Raw genomic sequence first — 19,570 nt, 5'->3', positions numbered from 1 at the left:
TTCATTTTTTTAACTGGCGTACATCCATACCCTTAAAAGGGATATCAACTGATCAACATCCACAGGTTTGGAGATATAGTCCGAGGCTCCAACCGCAATGCATCTTTCCCTGTCCCCGGACATGGCCTTGGCGGTTACTGCTATTACAGGTAGATCCGAGAACCTCCTATCTTTGCGCAATTTACTGATGGTTTCATATCCATCAAGATTGGGCATCATCATATCCATGAGAACGATATCGATCTCTGGATGGAGCTCTAGGGCCTCCAGCGCCTCCTTACCGTCAAGTGCAGAGAACACTTCCATTTGGAACCTTTCGAGCGCTCTGGTAAGGGAGTAGATATTTCGGATGTCGTCATCCGCGATCAGTACCCTCTTATTGTTGAGTACCTCACCCAATGAACCATAGGCTTTCTTGCGAAGGGATTGGTCATTTGGTTTTTCATCTATCAGGTGCAGAAAAAGACTTACCTCATCAAGAAGCCTCTGGTAGGACTGTGCGGTTTTAACCACAACCGAATCTGCATAGCCCCTGATCCTTAGCTCCTCCTTGCTGGAGAGGTTCTTTCCTGTGAAGACAATGATCGGAAGGCTCTCCAATCCCTTGACACTTTTTATCGCTTCCAGTGCCTCATAACCTATCCTATCGGGAATTCCCATGTCCAGGATCACACAATCTGCATTTCCTTGGGTAAGTGAGTCTACGCTGTCCTTAACATTGTCCCTTATTTCCGATACGATATTGAAGTTATCCAGGAAATAGGCGAGTGCTTGGGCATGTTTAGGGTTTTCCTCTATTATCAGAACCTTCTGGCTGCCCTTTTCCAATGCCCTCTCAATTGTCGTGAACATGCCGCGCATCTGTTGGAAGGCGATCGGCTTGTTGATGAAATCGATGGCGCCCTTTCTGAGGCTCTCTTTCCTGGCTTCCTGTGAACTCATCATATGCACCGGGATATGCCTAGTGGATGGAGTTCCTTTGAGCTGTTCCAACACCTGCCAGCCATCCATTACCGGAAGTTGGATATCCAGTAGAATGCAAACCGGCATTAGGTTGACCGCTATGGGAAGGACATGATCACCTTGAGTTACAACGATCCCCATATAGCCGTTCTTACGTGAATAATCCAAAAGAGCCTTGGCAAAAGCTATATCATCCTCAACAATCAGAAGGAACCTGCCGCCTTGGTCCACGGAATACCTATCGTCGGCGACAGGTTCGGGTAAAGCGGCCAGATCGAACCCTTCAGGAAGAGTTACCGGCAAATTTTGTAGGGGCTCCTGGATCTCTGGTTTCGCAATGGGACCTTCATCGAGACTGCCTGTATCCATGGATAGGTCCAGCGGGAGACGAAGGGTAAATGTACTCCCCTGATTCTCTACGCTCTCGACACTCAGGTCCCCTCCCAAGAGTTTGGCAAGCTCCTTACTGATGGACAGACCGAGACCTGTTCCTCCATATTTCCTTTTGGTCGAACCGTCGGCCTGTTGGAAAGCATCGAATATGATCTTCTGCTTTTCCAACGGAATTCCAATGCCGGTATCCCGGACCCTAAATGTGACCTCTTTCTCCGAGGAGGAAACCTGGATGGTAACAGTTCCTTTATGGGTAAATTTTAGGGCATTGGAAATAAGGTTCCGGAGTATCTGCTCCAATCGCAATCGGTCGGAATGGAAGGATGACAGGCCAACCTCCTGAATGTTGTAATCGATCTTCAGGTCCACCCCCTTATCCTTGAATAGAGGGTCGAACATACCCTTGATATCCCTGCTCATTGAAGGGATATCCACCTGGCGGATTTCCAGCTGCATCTTCCCCGCTTCGATCTTGGAAAGGTCGAGGATCTCATCGATCAGGTTCAGAAGACTAGAGCCAGATGTCCAGATCACCTTACAGGATTCCATCTGTTCCTCATCCAGGTTGCCCTGTTCATTCTCCGAAAGGATCTTCGAGAGAAGCAATATGGAATTCAATGGTGTGCGCAGTTCGTGCGACATATTCGCAAGGAACTCGGATTTGTACCTGGTACTCATGGCAAGTGCCTCGGCACGTTCCTTGATCTCCATATTCTGTACCGCGATCCTTTGGTTCCTTTCCTCGAGCATCGTACTTCGCTGCTCGAGTTCCTGGTTAAAGTTCATCAGTTCTTCCTGCTGTACACGCAGCTCCTCTTCAGAGACCCTGAGCTTTGTGGCCTGCGCTTCCAGCTCGGTATTCAGGTTCTCGAGCTCTACCTGCTGAACCTGGAGTTCTTCGGTTTGGGCCTGGGTCTCCTCCAGCAGGTCCTGGACCCTTTTCCTGGTCTCTGCCGCAGCAAAGGCCAGACCGATACTCGAATTCAACATCTCCACCAGATCAAGGGCATTTGGTCTGAAAGGTCCCAACTTTCCCAATTCGATGACCGACACCGCTCTTCCCTCATGGAGTATGGGTATGACCAATATCTGTTCAACAGGAAGGTTTCCCTGGGAAAAGGAAATAAAGTTTCGAGAGGGATCTTCCAGCCCGGATACCAACCGGGTCCGACCCTCCGAGAAGACCTGTCCAATGATCCCCTGCCCGGGAATGAAGGAGTCCCTTATCTCCCCGTCCATCCCGGCAGAATGCACCAGGTTCAATGTTCCCCTATTGAAAAGGTATAGACTTCCGTTGGAACAATCCAGATAATCCATTAGGAATGCAAGGACCCTCTGCGATAGTTCCTGAAAGGTAAGATTACCCATTATATGCTGACCTAAGGTGGCCAGGCCTGTCTTTTTCCACTGACTTTCCTTCAGTTCATCAAAGGAGGTCTTAAGGGACTGGGTCATCCGGGAGATGGATTCTGCAAGGTTGCCAAGATCATCCTGGTTGAAGTCCTGCACACTCAGATCGTACTGTCCATGGGATATCCTGTTTGCGATCTCCTTAATACTGTTGATCCGACCACTGATCTCCCTATCTTTCTCAATTAACTGTAACTGCAGGAGGTTCCTTTTGGAAAGATCCGCCCTCAATCTCCAGAAAAGTAGCCCTGTGATGATCAGCGAGAGCATGGATGCCACGATAATGAAGGCCCCCGTGCTTTTGGAGGAGGATTCGAGTTTACGGCTATGATCCTCAAGTACAGCCTCTTCCCTGGAAATTATGTCGCCTATGATTCTCCTGGATGAATCCATCAGCGATCTTCCCTTTCCCAAGGTGGTCATCCACTGGGCATCGCCTCGGACCTTCTGGTCCATGACCTGGTCCAAGATGTCCATCCGTTTCCTGGCAATATCACCTAAGGAATCGAAACGCTGTTTCTGGAGTTCCCTATCCGAAAAAAAGGCCCCTGCCTGTTCGATGTTTATCAATAGCGAGTCCTTGCTCCTTCTGTATGGGGCAAGGTATTTGGGATCCCCTGTCAGAAGATAGCCCCGCTGGCCCGTTTCCGCATTCTGGAGGTCCAATAGGATCTGGTTCATGGAGACTATGGTATATTTTGTTCGGTCTACGAGGGATTTATTGGCCTGCTGGTCCTTTAGGCTCAGGTATGTTATTACCGAACAGCTGACCATAACCAGCATCGAAAAGGCAAAACCCAATTGAAGATTGAAGAGTTTCCTATTGTTCATTGTCATATATTAAAGGGATCTTAAAATAAAACGTACTGCCGAGCCCCGGTGTACTTTCAACGTCACAAATTCCTCCGTGGCCCTGAATGATCTCCTGGCAGATGAAAAGCCCCAGGCCAAGGCCCTGGAATTTTACCGAGGATTCCTCCACCCTGTAAAACTTATTGAATACATAGGGTAGTTTTTCCGGCGGGATTCCAATTCCACGGTCGGTCACGCTTATCTTCAGCTCCCCATCTGAGATCTCGGTGGATAGTTCCACCCGGTCATGGTTGGGAGCATATTTTACCGCGTTGCCCAGAAAATTGTTGAGCACCTGTTCGATCCTGATCTGGTCACCCAAGATCTTTTCCTTAAGTGGTTCCCCATGCCTGGTGATCTCAACACTACGCTGGGGGTAGGATTGCACAACGCCCATGCAAACATTTTCGATGGCTTTTTCCAGATCAAAAAATTTTTTCCTCAGTTTGATCCTACCTTCCTCAATGTTCGCTACATCAAGCAGATCAGTAACAAGGGCATTGAGCCTTTCGGATTGCTCCAGAGTTTTCTTAACAAATCCATAGGCTTTGGTGTCCTGGGAATCCTTAAGGCTTCTTTCTGCCAGTTGGGCGTATGCCCGGATCCCGGTTAGCGGTGTTTTTAGCTCATGGGATGCGATACTGATAAAGGCATCCTTTTTCTTCTCTATCCTTTTATGGTCCTCAATATCTGTAAAGGTCCCTACCCAATTAAATTCCCCACCGGGTAGATTCACCGGAGCGATCCTCAAAAGATGGTACCGGAATTCATCGGAAAATAGATTCTTGATCCGAACTTCCCTTTGGTATGTTTCACCGACATAGGTTCTTCCCAGCCATTCGGCAAGATAACAACTCTCCCCGGGCCATCCCTGGGGAAACTCCGTTTGGGAGGTCGAGTAATCGTACCACTTCTGGTTGGTGAATTCGATCGTGCCCGATCTGTCGGTGGTGAAGGCGATCTGGGGAATGGATTCAAGGATCCCCTGCAGGTATTCAGATCTGTTCAACAGATTCTGCTCGGCACGTTTTCTCACTTCCACCTCATGCCTAAGGGCCTCCTTTGTATTGATGAGCATCTGGTTCTGCTCGTATAGCCGGTAGAATGTACCAACCTTCAACAGAAGTATCTCCGGATCGATCGGTTTGGTCACATAGTCTATCCCTCCACTCTGGTAGCCTTTGGCAATAAAACTCTTATCGCGATTAACCGCCGTAAGGAAAATAATCGGGATGTCCTTTGTCCTATTGAGCCCCTTGAGGGTCTCTGCTACCTCGAAGCCATCCATATCAGGCATCTGCACATCCATGATTATCAGTACATAATTGTTCCTGATTGCCAATTTCAGCGCTTCTTCCCCTGATGGCGCAGAATCGGTCTGATAGCCCTTGGATTCAAGAAGCCTCTTTAACGAAAAAATATTCTCCTGGATATCATCCACTATAAGTATCATGGCAATCGGTTTGATGTGCAGGACCAAAAATAGTAAGTTATTTCCAAAAACAATGGATAAAGTGTCCCATTGAGTGCCGATTTGGGTTAAATTGTCCAGGGAGACGCGTACCAATTCTAGTTGCAACCGTCCAAACCGCCAACTTCTGGTCAGTTCGATCTCAATGGAAGGGCAAAAATGGGGAGGGTATATGTTCCGGGGACAACGAATGGGCCATCTAGGGCAGGGATGACCAAAATGCCCACAGTCTTGCCATATCCATAAGGCAAAAGGGGATCCAAAGATCTGAAACCCGTATCAAGAAATATGGGTGGGGGGCAGATTCCAGAAATATCGGCCTATGCCCGAAGAAGTTCAAAAATAGTTATCTCAGGGGCTATACCTACCCTCCCAGGATATCCCAGGAAACCAAATCCAGTATTTACGTAGAGCTGTGAATTGCCTTCTCTGTAAAGGCCCGCCCATTCCTTATAAATATATTTGGCAGGACTCCATTGGAAGTTCTCCCCACGTACACCGAACTGCATTCCATGGGTATGGCCTGCAAACATAGCGTCAATATCTGTATCCAATACCTGCGCACGCCAATGGGATGGATCATGCGACAACAATAATTTCACGGCCTTATCTTCCGTGCCGACCAGAGCCTTCCGTAGGTCACCTTTTTTTGGAAAACGCCCCGTACCCCAGTTCTGGACACCTACAATAGCAATCTCCTCGTTCCCCGCTTTCAATGTCCGGTTTTCATCCATAAGCAGATCCCAACCCATCACTTTATGGGTTTCGATGACATCCTGAAGGTTCTTACGCTTCGCTGGAGAATCCGTCGGACCATAGAAATAATCGCCATAGTCATGGTTGCCAAGGGTGGAGAAAACACCCAATGGGGCCTTGACCCTACTGAAGATATCCTGGTAATCACGCATCTCATTCGCTACGTTGTTCACCAGATCCCCGGTAAAGAATATGGCATCCGGCTTTTCCTGCAATAGCATCTCGACACCGCCCAGAACAGCTTTTTTATTATAGAATGAGCCCGAATGCACATCGGAGATCTGGCCGATCCTTAGACCATGGAACTCTTTGGGAAGATTCGGAAGGATTAATCGTTGGCGCCTTATGCGATAGTCATATGCCGTAGAGATTACCCCCCAGGCCAATGGGACCATCGGTAATGCCGCCACTATGATCCCGGATTTCAGCAGAAAATCAGACCGTGAGATGCCTTTTTTTGGGACCTCGGGGAGAGGCTCCTCCAACTCCTCGAGCCTTTCTTGCAGATTCTGTCCTTTCCTACCCGAGAATAGGCGCGAAACCCATATCCCCCCCCTTCGCAGATCATCGATGACAAGAACCACTGCATAGATAAATTTGCTCACCGCCGTGATGAAGAAGGCAACAAGTATGATGGAACGGACCATCAGTGGGATGGAATATGCAAAGGAAATATAGAGACCGACCAATAGGATAAGGGAATATCCCCACCATAGGATCGTAAACCATCTGGTACGCATGAACTTGATTTTTGTTGCCCGCAGGGCAAAAAATATATAAAAGTCCAAGAGGAATAATATGACCGCGTTTAACTTTAACATCTATTAATTTCCGTTTTCCAGCACCATTCTTTTCAACGCCGTAATCCATTTTGGATTATTGTTCAAACTCTCCACCATTTCTACTTCCTGGCCACCGGATTCCTTGAACTCTTTGGCATATTCCACTTTGATCTCATCAAGGGTCTCAATACAGTCTGCCACAAAAGCTGGTGAAAAAACCAGTATTCTCTTCTTTCCTGATTTGGCCAGTTCATGCAAAGAATCTGATGTATAAGGCTGTATCCAAGGTGTCTTGCCCAACCGTGATTGGAAACAAACGGTATATTTTCCCTCTGGGATACCCAGTTTAGCAACCACAGCTCTGGTGGTGGCATAACATTGGGACAGATAACAGAACGGTTTTGTTTCCTTTTTGCAGCTTTCACAACCAAAATCAGGACAGCTGAGTTCCTTTTTCGGGTCGATCTTGGCCAATTGCCTTACAGGCAATCCATGGTAGCTGAATAAAAAGTGGTCAAACCTCTGCAGGTCATGGTACCGTGCATGGTCTGATATGACCTCCACCATCAAAGGATCCTCGCAATAGCTACTGACGAAATTCAATTTGGGAAAGTATTGCCAACTTCGCATCAGTTCCATCACCCGGTCAATAACCGAACCGGTGGTAGCTGATGCATATTGTGGGAACAGGGGGATAACGGTCAAAGACTCCAGGAACATCCCTTCCAGGTTCTTCATTGCCTTGGGAATGGAAGGTTCCTGATAGCGCATGGCCAGTTCCACATGATATTCTTCACCCAGATCGGCCTGCAGCATCTTCTGTTGGTCCAAACTGTACCTCATCAACGGTGATCCGGTTTTCTCGCACCAGATGGTGGAATAGGTATCCGCGGATCTGGGTGCCCTTCTTGGCACGATGATCCCCTTGACCAGCAATGAACGTGAAATGTAGGGTATATCCATTACCCTAGGATCCATCAGAAACTCTGTTAAATACTTGCGAACTTCGCCCGTTGTGGGTGCATTGGGGGTACCCAATTGCACCAATAAAACTCCCTTTTTTGCCTTTTTACTCATTCTTAACACAAAACTACGACAAATTAGGGCAAATGGGGCCTATATGGCAAGGATAAAGCGAGATTGTCCTGTATTATTATATTCAGATGACGATATCCCAGAACCATGATGGAGGTAATATGGATGGAAATTCTTCACTAATAGGATTCGATGGTCTCCTTTACCTTTTTCATCAACCACATTGGCGTAGATGTCGCTCCGCAGACCCCGACGGTCTGATTGTCACTGAACAGACCTGGCTCCAATTCTGCGGGATCTGAGATGAAAACCGTATTCGGGTTGACCTGCCTGCAGATATCGAACAGCACTTTTCCATTGGATGATTTCTTACCCGAGACAAAGATTATCTTATCGTACTGTTGTGCAAATGTCCCGAGATCTTCGTACCGGTTGGAAACCTGGCGGCAGATTGTATCATTGGCCTTCACCTGGTACCCGCGCCTGATCAGTTCATCCTTGATGGCATAGAACCTATCCACACTTTTGGTGGTCTGGCTGTACAGGGTGAAACTGTGCGGCAGCTCCACATTATCCAGCTCATCAATATCCTGGAATACAATGGCTTCATTATTGGTCTGCCCCGATAATCCGATCACCTCTGCATGGCCATGCTTCCCGAAGATAAGAATCTTCTCTCGATCATCATGGGAGGTCTTGATCCGGTTCTGTAACTTAAGGACGACCGGGCAGGAAGCATCGATCAGCGTAATATTGTTCTCCAGGGCGATCTTATATGTTTCCGGAGCCTCTCCATGGGCGCGGATCAACACCTTTTCGTTCTGAAGGCCCTGAAGATCTCCATGGGCAATGATCCGGAGGCCTTTGGCCTTCAGACGGGCCACCTCTTCATCGTTATGTACGATATCTCCCAAGCAATACAGATACCCCTGCTGGTCAAGGATCTCCTCGGCCATATCTATGGCATAAACCACCCCAAAACAGAAACCTGATTCCTTATCGATCGTAACCTGTAAATTCTTAGCCATAGTACAAAGATAGGTAAACTCTTTACTAAACGCTTTATCCTAAAGACTATTTCATTATATTTGCAAAAATTTTTTTATTTTATATGGCAACTAATAGAACTTTCACAATGATCAAACCAGATGCAGTAGCAAATGGTCACATTGGGGCTATCCTGAACGACATTATCGCAGGTGGATTCAAGATCGTAGCAATGAAGTACATCCAATTAAACGAAGAGACTGCTGGTAATTTTTACGGAGTGCACAGGGAGCGTCCTTTCTATGGGGAACTGGTCAGGTTCATGACCTCGGGGCCTATCGTAGCTGCCATCCTTGAAAAAGAGAACGCTGTTGAGGACTTCCGTACCTTGATCGGTGCAACCGACCCTTCAAAAGCAGTTGAAGGCACGATCCGTAACAAATATGCAAAATCGATCGATGCCAATGCAGTCCACGGTTCGGACTCTGACGAAAATGCGGCCATCGAGGGAAACTTTTTCTTTTCAATGTTCGAGAGGTTCTAGACAATCCTTACATCTTACATCCATGGTCCGGGATCCCATTTGTCCGGACCATTTTATTTGGACTACCGTCCAATCTGCCCCCAGAATTCAAAGGGCTGGCAGAAACCATCCTTTACCAACCTGAACTGTCTCCGGTGTGGCACCACGTTCCTGCCAGCGTTCATTGGATGATAGGCTGGAATTCTGGGATCTTCCCGCCGAGTCCAATTTTTTCTCTCATAAGCTCCTGTATTCCCCCAAAAAACGTATATTGGCATAAATAACCAAATGTGCCATCCCTGAGGATCAGGCACCCATAACCACCATACCTATGAGAATAACCTTCTATGGCCATTCCTGCCTTGGGATCCAGATTGACGATGCACATCTTTTGATAGATCCGTTCATCCGTCAGAACCCCCAGGCCTCCCATATCGACATGGATGCGATCCGTGCGGATTATATCCTGGTGACCCATGCCCACTATGACCATACCCTGGATCTGGAATTCTTTGCAGAGAAGACCGGAGCAACCCTGATATCGAATTTTGAGATCGTAAACCACTATGCTCAAAAGGGCATCAAGGGCCACCCCATGGGGGTCGGCGGAAGTTGGGAGTTCCCCTTTGGAACCCTGAAGATGGTCCCCGCATCCCATTCCTCAAGTTTTTTGGACGGTTCCTACGGAGGAACAGCGGCCGGTTTCATACTCTCCGGTCCGGTGAGCACGATCTATATATCGGGAGATACCAGCCTGACTGCCGAAATGAAATTGATCCCTGAGTTCTTTCAAATAGATCTGGCCGTATTTCCGATTGGGGGAAATTTCACCATGGATGTCTCTGAGGCCATCATCGCATCCGATTTCATCAAATGCAACAGAGTGCTTGCAGTGCATTTCGACACATCGGAGCTGATCCGGATCGACCAGGCAAGAAGCATTGGAGAGTTCTCCAAGAGGGATAAGGAGCTGCTCATTCTTCCCATCGGAGGGAGCTTAGAATTGGACTGAAACAGTAGAACATCATCCTGTAGATAATATCAGGATCTAATCAGCGCATTATGAAACACCCAATCATAAGTGAGGTATACAAGGGTTGGTCGGATATAGGTTCACGGGGTACCGATTGGGTCGGTAAGTTAGATAGTGCCCTTTACCGACAGGTTTTGGAGATGGTGCAACCGGGTGCTTCCTATTTTTTCCTGTTCGACCCATTTCTGAAACATATCGATATGGTCTCCAATGGGATCCAGGAGGTCATCGGGGTACCGGCAGATGAATTCTCGGTACAATACATCATGGATAATATGCATCCCGAGGACCTTCCTCTCTTTGGGGATATCGAAGCCAAAGTCGTGGAATTCAAGAAGAAACTGGCCCTGGAGGACCTCTTCAGTTATAAGACCAGGTACAACTACCGCATGAGGAAACAGGACGGGGATTTCGTACACATCCTGCAGCAGACCATTACCATTGCCGCCGATGATTCGGGGAACGTGATGCGCAACCTGGTCCTTCATACCGATATAACCGACATAGCTCCCTTCCAGGAGATGAGATTGTCGTTCATCGGACTCAAGGGGCTTCCATCCTACATCAATGTTCGGCCAGCCCGGAGGTTTTCCGTTGAAAAGCTGCAGCTGACCTCCAGCGAGCTCGGTATACTGGGACTTCTGGTTGAAGGGATGGACAGTAAAAGGATAGCCCAGATCACCAACCGAAGCCTGCATACCATCCGTACCCACCGCAAGAATATCCTTAGGAAAACCGGTTGTAGGAGCATACAGGAACTCCTGATAAGATCCCTAAAGGAAGGCTGGATATGATGGGAAGCCACGGCATGGTATAGTTTATCCAGGTCCCCAGCATTTCATCAACGTGTAAACAAGGAAAGCAACGAACATAAAGGAAATGTTCCACCCGCCCTAATCTAAAAATACGAGGCTAAAAAATCCCTATCAGGATGCCTGATAGGGAACTAATCAATTATACTGTAGTTATTATGAAGCTTGCAAAAATGGATAGCACCAGTGGTACTACCCAGAAATCATACCTATGCGATCCCACGCCTTTGATCCCACGACTATCAAACCGTGGCTGACAAACAGTTAAATATACAAAATACCGTTCGGTATCCAAAATAAATATTCTGTTGATCATCATATTTAATGCCACCCCACTGAACCGGAAAAATTCCTGTTCCCTAATTGCCGGGGAACCTCTTCTCTAGGTAATCTCAGGACAAGCATAAGTGCCTGATGCAAAGGGTGGCCAAAGGAGTGCCCAGCTCATATCTCTGGAATAATTGGGCATACAACATTGAAATCAAGACCCATGGTAGGACCAGCTACCATGTATAGACCAATTATCGGGGCCTATCAATAGACCTGCAGCGAAGAACCCCAACTGGCAAGAAAAGGACCAAGAATCCATGCATGGAGAATTGTCCCTTGGTCATTGCATACCATTCAGTACATGGCCTTAACTTTTGATATTAATTGCATATGGTTCTAAGGGTCAAAGGGATTGTCCAGGAAGGATCAATCTCCTGGAGATGGATCATTGTAACGGACAGATGTAAGGCCATGGTCCCAGACTGCCCGAGGCTAACCCTGCCAAATGCCGATAGTTTCCGTTGGGAGAACTCATCAACACCGTCCTTTTCAGATTTTTTTGCCAACGAAAACCTCCCCCGGGTGTTCGTTGGGTAAGAATAATAAAACCATTAATAATTAAACCGCAGATCTATGTACAGAGACGGAGCAAGGAAGAGTATCTGGCAGTCTGAAGTAAAAAAAAACGGAGGACGCTTAATTCCTGGAGGATTTTTTGATGTCGCCATCATAGGTGGGGGCATAACCGGTATTTCTACAGCCTATAGGCTGCAGCAGTCGGGAATGAATTGCATCATAATGGAGGCGAACAACATTGGTTTCGGGACCACTGGAGGGACAACAGCCCACTTCAATGATTTCTTTGACACATCCTATAAGGAAGTAATCGGAAAGTTCGGTATTGAGAATGCGCGTTTGTTGGCCGATGCAGGTCGGCAGGCGAAGGAAATTCTGCAGACCCACGTCTCCCAACTGGGGATCGACTGTGATCTGGAGCACAAAAATGCAGAACTCTTCGCCTTGGACGGGGACCAGGAAAAGCAGTTGGTCGATATTGTGGAAGCTGCCCGGCAGATAGGCTATGAGATGCACTGGACCGATAGCATCAGCTTCCCGATACCCTTCAAAAAAGCCGTGAGGATCCCGGGACAGATACAGTTCCATCCAATAAAATACATCAATGCTCTGGCGCAAAGATTCGTGGAGAATGGAGGGATATTGCTGGAAGACTGTCCCTGCACTGCCTTTGAGGAGAATTCACATGAGGTCGTTCTGCAGACAGGATTGGGGGAATTCCGCACAAAACATGCTGTTTTTGCTACCCATACCCCTCCTGGCATAAGCATGCTACACTTCACGACCGCACCCTACCGCAGCTACGCAATTGCCTTTACCCTTAAGGGCAACAGCTATCCGGATGCGCTGGGATACGATCTTTACGATTCATACCATTATTATCGGACGCATGAATTAGAGGGTAGAAGATTGCTTATTGCAGGAGGGGAGGACCACAAGACGGGCCATGCAGAGGATACCGGAGCATGCTTTTCACGTCTGGAGAGCTATTGCAGGGATCATTTCAAGGTTGACAGGGTGGAATTCGGCTGGTCAAGCCAATATTACGAACCGGCAGATGGACTTCCTTCGATCGGAGTACTTCCCTCCAGTGAGGGAAGGATCTTCGTTGCAACAGGGTTTAGGGGCAATGGTATGACCTTCGGAACACTCTCATCTGCCATAATCGCTGACCTGATCATGGTCGGTTCCAATAAATTCGAAAAATTATTCAATCCCCGGAGATTTAGGCCCACAGCGGGGTTCACCTCCTTCATCAGCGAAAACACAAAAGTGCTCAAGGACATGATCACCGACAAGGTCGGTATGGAACACATCCGGTCCCTTGCAGAGGTCCAGGCCGGCCAGGCTAAGGTAGTTCGGTTCAAGGGGAGTTCCTACGCCATATATGCCCAGGAGAATGGAGAGCTGCACATCCTGAAGAGCACCTGTCCCCACGCCCGTTGCGAGGTCAGATGGAACGGTGCGGAGCTTTCCTGGGACTGTCCATGCCACGGTTCGCGTTTCAACATCAATGGCAGAATATTGTCTGGTCCTGCCACCAGCCCCCTTGACCGCCTTGAATGAACCAACCGGAACACGGTCCTATCCAGGGAACAGGTATTCAATTGTCCCTCCTCCGAAGATAAAGCTGCAGAAGGTCAGCTTGGGATGGCCTTGGGGGAGGAGCCCTGAGCCCCAGGGTTTCTACCGATTGTCCTTTCCGGATAATCGGATGGCCATCGAGGATCATCGAGGACCATAAAATGTCTCAAAGAGATGTTCCAGGGCCTCACGAATACTGCCATCCATATCGGAGATATTTTTCTCCCCAATCAACATACGGCCATCCTTTGATCGGACCAAGGCTTTAAGTAACCTTCCACTTTGTTTATCATAGGCGCCAATACCTATGCTCTTACCTCTGTAAACCACATAATGGAATTCGATCCTGGTATGACCAGAATTTACAAAGACATAGCTCAATTCCTCACCGATCCCAAATTCATTTAAATGCATATTCACCTGCTGGTTGTGTGTTCTATCAATTCAGTGAAGGGTCTGCCCCCTCTTCCCGGTTAAGGGATCAAAGTAGTGGATGGGAATACAGGCACCCCATCGTTAGGTCTTTACTTACCTGTCTGCATATGGGGACTATCGACCGGCTTGGACTCGGGAGATCCCTTCTGGCGTAGGTAAATGGACAGGATGACTATTGAGGCGACCGACAGGAACTCGCTCTGCCAATTTTGGAATGTCTCGAACCAGAATGTTGGCTCACCAAGGAACTGCCCGATCCCCAGGACCGGTTTTCCAACAAGTGTGTTCTTCTCGATCATGGCCTGATAACTGCCATAAAGGTGCATGGCCCATGATACCAGAAACAAGAATATGAAGGCTATGGAAAGGGAATGTCTATATATCGCAAGTACCCAGCCTCCCCTTCTTACCGGAGACGGAGAATCTGGACGGGCAACAGGCTCCCTGTCCACCTCCTCCCTTCCCTCCAGTTTCTTTGATTCCGCCGAACCGATCTGTCTGAGGAATATGGTCAGGATCACATACAATGCCATCTGAAGGAATTCGCTCTGGAAATTCTCAAAAGTGGCCGAAATAAAATGACCGCTCCGTAAGTAACCGTAAAAAGAAAGATAATGGCCTTTCTCAAGGTATTCGGAGAGCTCCTCCTTCCAACCAAAATATACCTGGAGAACCAACGTGACCAGGAAAAGTGAAATAAAGACTATCGAAAGGCCATTTCTGTGAAAGTAGTTCTTAACCATGATTATTTATCTAAGGATATGTGACTATTTATACGAGTTGCTACCATTTGGACTCCCTATCGTCCCATTTGTTCTTTTATCATTCCGATCAGGTTAACAGGCTCTTTACCAAGACCGAACAACATGGTCCCATTTGCAATCAGATGACCTGCATCAGGGGCTTGATCAACACCACCGGCATGTTTATCCTCGGGGGCTGAAGGAGGATAAAGGTGACTATCCCGGCAATATCCTGCGGTCTGAGCATCTCCTGTTTATCCACAAGGTTATCCTTCTCTCCTTCCGGGATCTCCTGCATAGGAGTGGCGACCGCACCGGGCTCAATCAGGGTGACCCTGATACCATGGGGATTCAACTCCTTCCGGAGCGCTTCGGTAAAACCGGATACACCTGATTTTGATGCAACATAGGCAGAGCTATTAGCCTCCTTAGTCGAGGCGCTCATGGAACTGATCTGAAGGATATCTGCCGGTTTACGCCTATCTATCATTTTCTGCCCGAAGATACCAGCAAGGGCCATATAGGATGTCAGATTGGTCCTGATCAGATAATCCAGATCAGTCGGGTCGGCATCGATCACCGTATCGAACCCCAGGCCTACATTGTTTATCAGTACATCAAACGGACCATACCGTTCCCACATGTCGTTGCACCATTCCATGGTACCTTCCATGTCGGCAAGATCATATTGTACCGCGGTCAATCTTCCGTCCCCTTGACCGTGCCCCAAAGTCCGTTGCACCTCCAGTAACTTTTGGGCATCACGGCCCACGACCACAACATCGCAGCCCAACTGGCCCAGAGACCTGGCCACCTCCATCCCTATGCCAGAGGTACCTCCTGTTATGAGCGCCTTTTTTTCCTTTAAGATATCCATATCCGTTTGTAAAAATTATATTCTGAACCCCGTCCTTTTAGTTGGAATGATCGGCCCATACTGGACCACCAAGACAATATGGTACTCCCCGGTCCCGATGTGCTGGAACCGTTCCTTGGTCCCCACCTTATGTAATCCAGATCTAAAGGAAATGGGCCCAGAACATCCAACATAAGTTTTCGATTCAGGAAACCATTCCCCCTGTCCTATCTAAAGAGGGAACAAACAAATGGCCAAAGAGTTCGGGAACGCTAGATATCGGCCTCTTTGTTTGTGGATAGAAAGGAAAAACCAGCTACCTGGAAAATATGGCCATCCCCGAATGACCGATTTTCATCCGGGAAGATATCTACCTGAAGTATGTCCCGTATTCCCAATTTATTTCCTTTCGTTCGATCGGTCCAACCCTTTGTTTAGACCCACCTAACCGTAATAACCTGGCCAGCCCTCCTATGGAAGACAGGTGAGCGTCCCTTAAGGGTTATACCCTCCCCATGTTGGAATTCTATTGTGTAGGTATTTGTCCCCAGACCGTTCAGCCGGAACTGGAAGTCATACCCCTTTGACCCATGGACTTGTATTCGAACCATTCCCCGCGACCTGCCGACCACCGAAAAAGGGTAGTTCACCAGGAGATGGCTGGCACTGCTTGCAAGATCAATGCTAAAGGTGTTCAGTACCCTGAAAACACCTCCGGCGCCATATACCTCCTGTCCTACCTGTCCTACCGGAAGCCAACCGTCTCCGATATCCTCAAGAGGTATCCAGGAATCTTTGTAAACCACACCTGTCTTCGGTTCGGGGGACAGGATATCCTCCGGCAAAAGCGGAGGATAATAATAGGGTAGCCTGGCGATGGCATGTTTAATGAATTCACATACCAGCATCCCCATGCCGGGAGAAACAGGGGCTCCGATTTCCTTGGCCTTGACCAGAAACCTCTTGAAGGATGCTAGACATTCCTGTTCTTCAAAGACTGCTGAATACGGTGCGTCAGACAAGGGAAAAAGCGAGAAGAATGTCGGTATGTTGCTGGAGTTCCCATATCCCCTGGTCCATATGGCCGAATTGCGGATAAGGTTCCCGATACATAATTCAGCGAGCTGAAAGTAGTTGGAATCGGGATATAGGCCCCAGAGCTCCAGCAATGCTTCTGCGGCATAGGCCGTATTATTGGACTGGTAGATAAGGTCAAAACCGTATTCGGAGAGGGAGTCTGCCGCACGTATCGCCTCCCTTAAATATTTCTCATCCTTTGAGAGTTCATAAGCCCTGAGCATAAGAAAGGCAAATAATCCTGCGACATCCTTTTCGCCTCCCTCTCCTGGCTGGGTTTCACCTTTGATGACATCAAGGGAATCCAGGTCATAGAAAACCGGCCACCGGTAGCCAAAGTGTCGGGCAACTCGTATACAATAACCAAGGGAACTATAGAATTTTCCCTCCAGGTCGTCTTGCCTGAAGCCCCTCTGCATCATACCCGCGATCTGGATTAGGGGATGGTGGAGGTACCAGGAATCCATCACCCTCGGCTTCTTCTGTTCTTCATCGTTATCCAGCACGTATTCCTTGATGGGAATCCATCGTTCGATGCACTGTGTCTTTGGGTTGAAGAAGTTTTTGATACCCTCAAGAATTTTACTGCATACCATTTCCCCGTAGCGGGACGGGAACTTCTGGTCATATTCCCAAACCGTTGAAAGCACCGCCATCTGCACCATGCTCTCGGGGGGATTCCCATAATCGTTCATATAGGCGTTCAGGTAGTCCGAATTTCCAACGCTCTGCCAGCAACCGTGGTTCCTGGCCAGGTCCCTGAGGCTGTCCTTGGCAATTCGGAAATAGTTCTCCAAGCTCAGCTTTGGCAGTTTCAACCTCGGATAAACCCTTTCCAGGCTCCGGAGCATCTGCATGGAAAGATCCCTAGCAGAATAGCACTTCTGGTGATCGATGATGAGATGGAAATGACCTATGCTGTATTTCCTACCTCGCCTTAATGGGTCCTGGTTCTCCTGCCTGAAACTGGGTCCAAGCTCTGGCCATCTTATCTTTATTATTCCGGACAGACTGCTCCTGGTGTCCTCTGCCAGATCGGAAAGAGCGCTAAGGTCATGGTGGTAAAAGGCTGTCCCTGTCCTGCCTTCCAGCTCCAGCAATAAACTTGCTGACCGGAGCTGGACCTGCTGTTGCAGTACGGCCTTCTGCCGGGGGACAGAACCTGTTGCTCCATCGATGAAGAGAACATCCGGATAGATCTCCAGGCCGAGAAAACCAAAAGAGGGGATGAACGAGGTCCTGCACTCGATATAATCCACGCCATCGCTATGGTCATGGATCACAATATGGTACGACCCCAGACCTGTGCGGAACCTGAGTTCCAACCTGCCCGTTCCCAGGTTCTGGGAGTCCAGTTTGAACTGGCCAAAGTGCCTGGCCAGTCTTATCACAATGGGCATCTTGGCCGGTTCCATCCAAAGCAGGAGTTCGGTCGGCGATTTCACCAATAACCCCCTTTGGGATCCGATCTCGACTGATCCGATTTCTGTATAATTTTTGTTCCGAAGGTCCAGAATTGTTATGAGCGGACTGAAATTATGGTTTAGCATTTTTCGTAATTGAATGGTTAAAAAAACATTCCCTTTTCCCAGTCGCAAGGACAGCCAAGGACCTAGGGTTCTTCGATTGTCAACTGAACAGTCAGGTACAAAGAAAGTTCTGTTCGATCTTGAACAACGCTGTATCATACTTCCATTGACCGGAGAGCTTGGGATGGTGGAGCCCTGAAAAGTACGTGGAACAGAATGGCGGCCCATACCCGGCATCCCGGAACCTGGAGATATCCTTCAGGCTCGACCAGGATGCTTTATGTTTGACATGGTTAAATGGATCTGGAAACGTCCTATGGATGGTTTTCTTTGAGACCGGAGGCCCTCCACAAAATTTAGGCGAGTTAGGGGCGATGTCCAGATTTACCTATTTTTCAATTCTGGATCCTATGGCTCATAACCTGTTTAACCCATTGAACAAAACCTAGGGTGCACGTGTTCCTTCCCATGACGAGCAACTTCTTAGGGTCAACATCTATTATCTATGGAAAATTTTATTCAGGAATCGCTACTCAGTTCACAAACGGATTTTCTTGCTGAGATTTTCCTCCGTACCATCATTATGTTCCTCCTGGTCCTTTCGGTCCTCCGGATCCTTGGAAGAAGGGGGGTAAGACAGTTGACGTTTTTTGAGATGGCCATGGTGATCAGTTTAGGTTCAGCAGCAGGGGACCCTATGTTCCAGGATGATCTTCCGATAATCCATGCTGTTATTGTCCTTCTCACCGTAGTGTTACTGTATAAGGCCGTGACTTGGACCGTAAGGAAGTTCAGACCTATGGAACAGATGCTGGAAGGTTCTGCACTGACCATTATTTGGCATGGGATGTTCCATATGGAGAACGGTAACAGGATGGCCTTTTCTAGGATGGAGTTCTTCTCCGAGCTGAGGAACCTGAATGTTGAACATTTGGGACAGGTCAAGGAAGGTGTTCTGGAAGTGGACGGAACCTTAAGCCTTATCTTTTATCCACCCGAGGAAGTAAAATACGGGCTACCCATTTTCCCATCTCGTTACAGGGAGATCTCAAAATCTGATGGAAAAACACCCATAGCATGTATGTTCTGTGGAAATGTGCTGGAATCCCTTCCAGAAAAAGGCGACTGTCCAAGGTGCGCCCAGGGCAGATGGGCTGTGGCAATAAGGGATCTACGGATATAAATATAAGATCCCCAGGTGATTCCCAGCCGTGCTGCTGGGAATGACCGCTGCCCATTTTTGGGATGAGCGATCAGCCATATACCCTCAGCCGGAGGAATGAATCACCATGTTCCAGATGATAATCCATGCCCATACCCGCAGGTTCACCCTGCAGGAGCTTCAGCATGGCTTCGAACTTTTTTAATTGATCCATCAATCCTTCGAATTCATTCTTTTCTGTAAATCCGTCCACATTACGCAGACCTCTTCCCTGATCCATTACCTTTTTGCTTATTAAAAAAAAAACACAACCGATAAATC

16 protein-coding genes are annotated in these 19,570 nt (G+C 48.1%); 6 read left to right on the top strand and 10 right to left on the bottom strand.

Annotated elements, in window-relative coordinates; genetic code table 11:
* Window positions 1-9 precede the first annotated feature (9 nt).
* The 5 genes from CRJ00_RS02930 to CRJ00_RS02910 all read right to left on the bottom strand — a co-directional run bounded on the left by CRJ00_RS02930 (window position 10) and on the right by CRJ00_RS02910 (window position 8,690).
* Window positions 10-3,597, bottom strand: coding sequence for a response regulator (locus CRJ00_RS02930; RefSeq protein WP_099365393.1), 3,588 nt, complete (start codon window positions 3,595-3,597; stop codon window positions 10-12).
* Entirely contained in the window at window positions 3,587-5,071 is a 1,485-nt protein-coding gene (locus tag CRJ00_RS02925) for a hybrid sensor histidine kinase/response regulator (protein WP_099365418.1), read from the bottom strand. Before CRJ00_RS02925 ends, CRJ00_RS02930 begins: the two co-directional genes overlap by 11 nt.
* 338 nt (window positions 5,072-5,409) lie before the next feature.
* Window positions 5,410-6,666, bottom strand: a complete 1,257-nt coding sequence (locus CRJ00_RS02920) for a metallophosphoesterase (protein WP_099365392.1) — start codon at window positions 6,664-6,666, stop codon at window positions 5,410-5,412.
* 3 nt (window positions 6,667-6,669) lie between these two features.
* The gene (hemH, locus tag CRJ00_RS02915) at window positions 6,670-7,704 is read right to left on the bottom strand and encodes a ferrochelatase (protein WP_099365391.1); all 1,035 of its coding nucleotides are present in this window, start codon (window positions 7,702-7,704) and stop codon (window positions 6,670-6,672) included.
* A gap of 137 nt (window positions 7,705-7,841) precedes the next feature.
* Entirely contained in the window at window positions 7,842-8,690 is an 849-nt protein-coding gene (locus CRJ00_RS02910) for a 4-hydroxy-3-methylbut-2-enyl diphosphate reductase (protein WP_099365390.1), read from the bottom strand.
* A gap of 83 nt (window positions 8,691-8,773) precedes the next feature.
* Here CRJ00_RS02910 and CRJ00_RS02905 point away from each other — a divergent pair, with 83 nt between their 5' ends.
* The 4 genes from CRJ00_RS02905 (at window position 8,774) to CRJ00_RS02885 (ending at window position 13,429) form a co-directional block, all read left to right on the top strand.
* Window positions 8,774-9,193, top strand: a complete 420-nt coding sequence (locus CRJ00_RS02905) for a nucleoside-diphosphate kinase (RefSeq protein ID WP_099365389.1) — start codon at window positions 8,774-8,776, stop codon at window positions 9,191-9,193.
* A gap of 310 nt (window positions 9,194-9,503) precedes the next feature.
* Window positions 9,504-10,184, top strand: a complete 681-nt coding sequence (locus tag CRJ00_RS02895) for a metal-dependent hydrolase (RefSeq protein WP_099365387.1) — start codon at window positions 9,504-9,506, stop codon at window positions 10,182-10,184.
* A gap of 50 nt (window positions 10,185-10,234) precedes the next feature.
* Window positions 10,235-10,999, top strand: coding sequence for a LuxR C-terminal-related transcriptional regulator (locus CRJ00_RS02890; RefSeq protein WP_099365386.1), 765 nt, complete (start codon window positions 10,235-10,237; stop codon window positions 10,997-10,999).
* A 921-nt stretch (window positions 11,000-11,920) separates the two neighbouring features.
* Window positions 11,921-13,429 carry an FAD-dependent oxidoreductase gene (locus CRJ00_RS02885; RefSeq protein WP_099365385.1) on the top strand — a complete coding sequence of 503 codons (1,509 nt, stop codon included), beginning with the start codon at window positions 11,921-11,923 and terminating at the stop codon, window positions 13,427-13,429.
* Window positions 13,430-13,591: 162 nt separating this feature from the next.
* Here CRJ00_RS02885 and CRJ00_RS02880 read toward each other — a convergent pair whose 3' ends face one another.
* The 4 genes from CRJ00_RS02880 to CRJ00_RS02865 all read right to left on the bottom strand — a co-directional run bounded on the left by CRJ00_RS02880 (window position 13,592) and on the right by CRJ00_RS02865 (window position 18,108).
* A complete protein-coding gene (locus tag CRJ00_RS02880; RefSeq protein WP_099365384.1) occupies window positions 13,592-13,861 on the bottom strand; it encodes a hypothetical protein in 270 nt (89 codons plus the stop codon).
* 110 nt (window positions 13,862-13,971) lie between these two features.
* Window positions 13,972-14,625: a DUF6766 family protein gene (locus CRJ00_RS02875; RefSeq protein WP_099365383.1), complete on the bottom strand. Its 654-nt coding sequence runs from the start codon at window positions 14,623-14,625 to the stop codon at window positions 13,972-13,974.
* A 139-nt stretch (window positions 14,626-14,764) separates the two neighbouring features.
* Complete coding sequence (locus CRJ00_RS02870) at window positions 14,765-15,502, bottom strand: SDR family oxidoreductase (protein WP_099365382.1); 738 nt, start codon at window positions 15,500-15,502, stop codon at window positions 14,765-14,767.
* 413 nt (window positions 15,503-15,915) lie between these two features.
* Entirely contained in the window at window positions 15,916-18,108 is a 2,193-nt protein-coding gene (locus CRJ00_RS02865; RefSeq protein ID WP_099365381.1) for a hypothetical protein, read from the bottom strand.
* A gap of 158 nt (window positions 18,109-18,266) precedes the next feature.
* Between CRJ00_RS02865 and CRJ00_RS02860 the strand changes: the two genes are divergently transcribed.
* Together CRJ00_RS02860 and CRJ00_RS02855 are read left to right on the top strand one after the other, a co-directional pair.
* A complete protein-coding gene (locus tag CRJ00_RS02860) occupies window positions 18,267-18,536 on the top strand; it encodes a hypothetical protein (protein WP_099365380.1) in 270 nt (89 codons plus the stop codon).
* 56 nt (window positions 18,537-18,592) lie between these two features.
* Window positions 18,593-19,270 carry a DUF421 domain-containing protein gene (locus tag CRJ00_RS02855; RefSeq protein WP_099365379.1) on the top strand — a complete coding sequence of 226 codons (678 nt, stop codon included), beginning with the start codon at window positions 18,593-18,595 and terminating at the stop codon, window positions 19,268-19,270.
* Between the two features lie 70 nt (window positions 19,271-19,340).
* On the opposite strand, the gene CRJ00_RS02850 is transcribed toward CRJ00_RS02855, so the two are convergent.
* Entirely contained in the window at window positions 19,341-19,529 is a 189-nt protein-coding gene (locus tag CRJ00_RS02850; RefSeq protein WP_099365378.1) for a hypothetical protein, read from the bottom strand.
* Between the last annotated feature and the right edge of the window lie 41 nt (window positions 19,530-19,570).

The organism is Sphingobacterium sp. 1.A.4 (genome assembly GCF_002734245.1).
In the GTDB taxonomy this organism is placed as follows: Bacteria; Bacteroidota; Bacteroidia; order Sphingobacteriales; family Sphingobacteriaceae; genus Sphingobacterium; species Sphingobacterium tenebrionis.
Note: the sequence above shows the minus strand (reverse complement) of the source record. Positions and strands in the feature narration are given on the sequence as shown.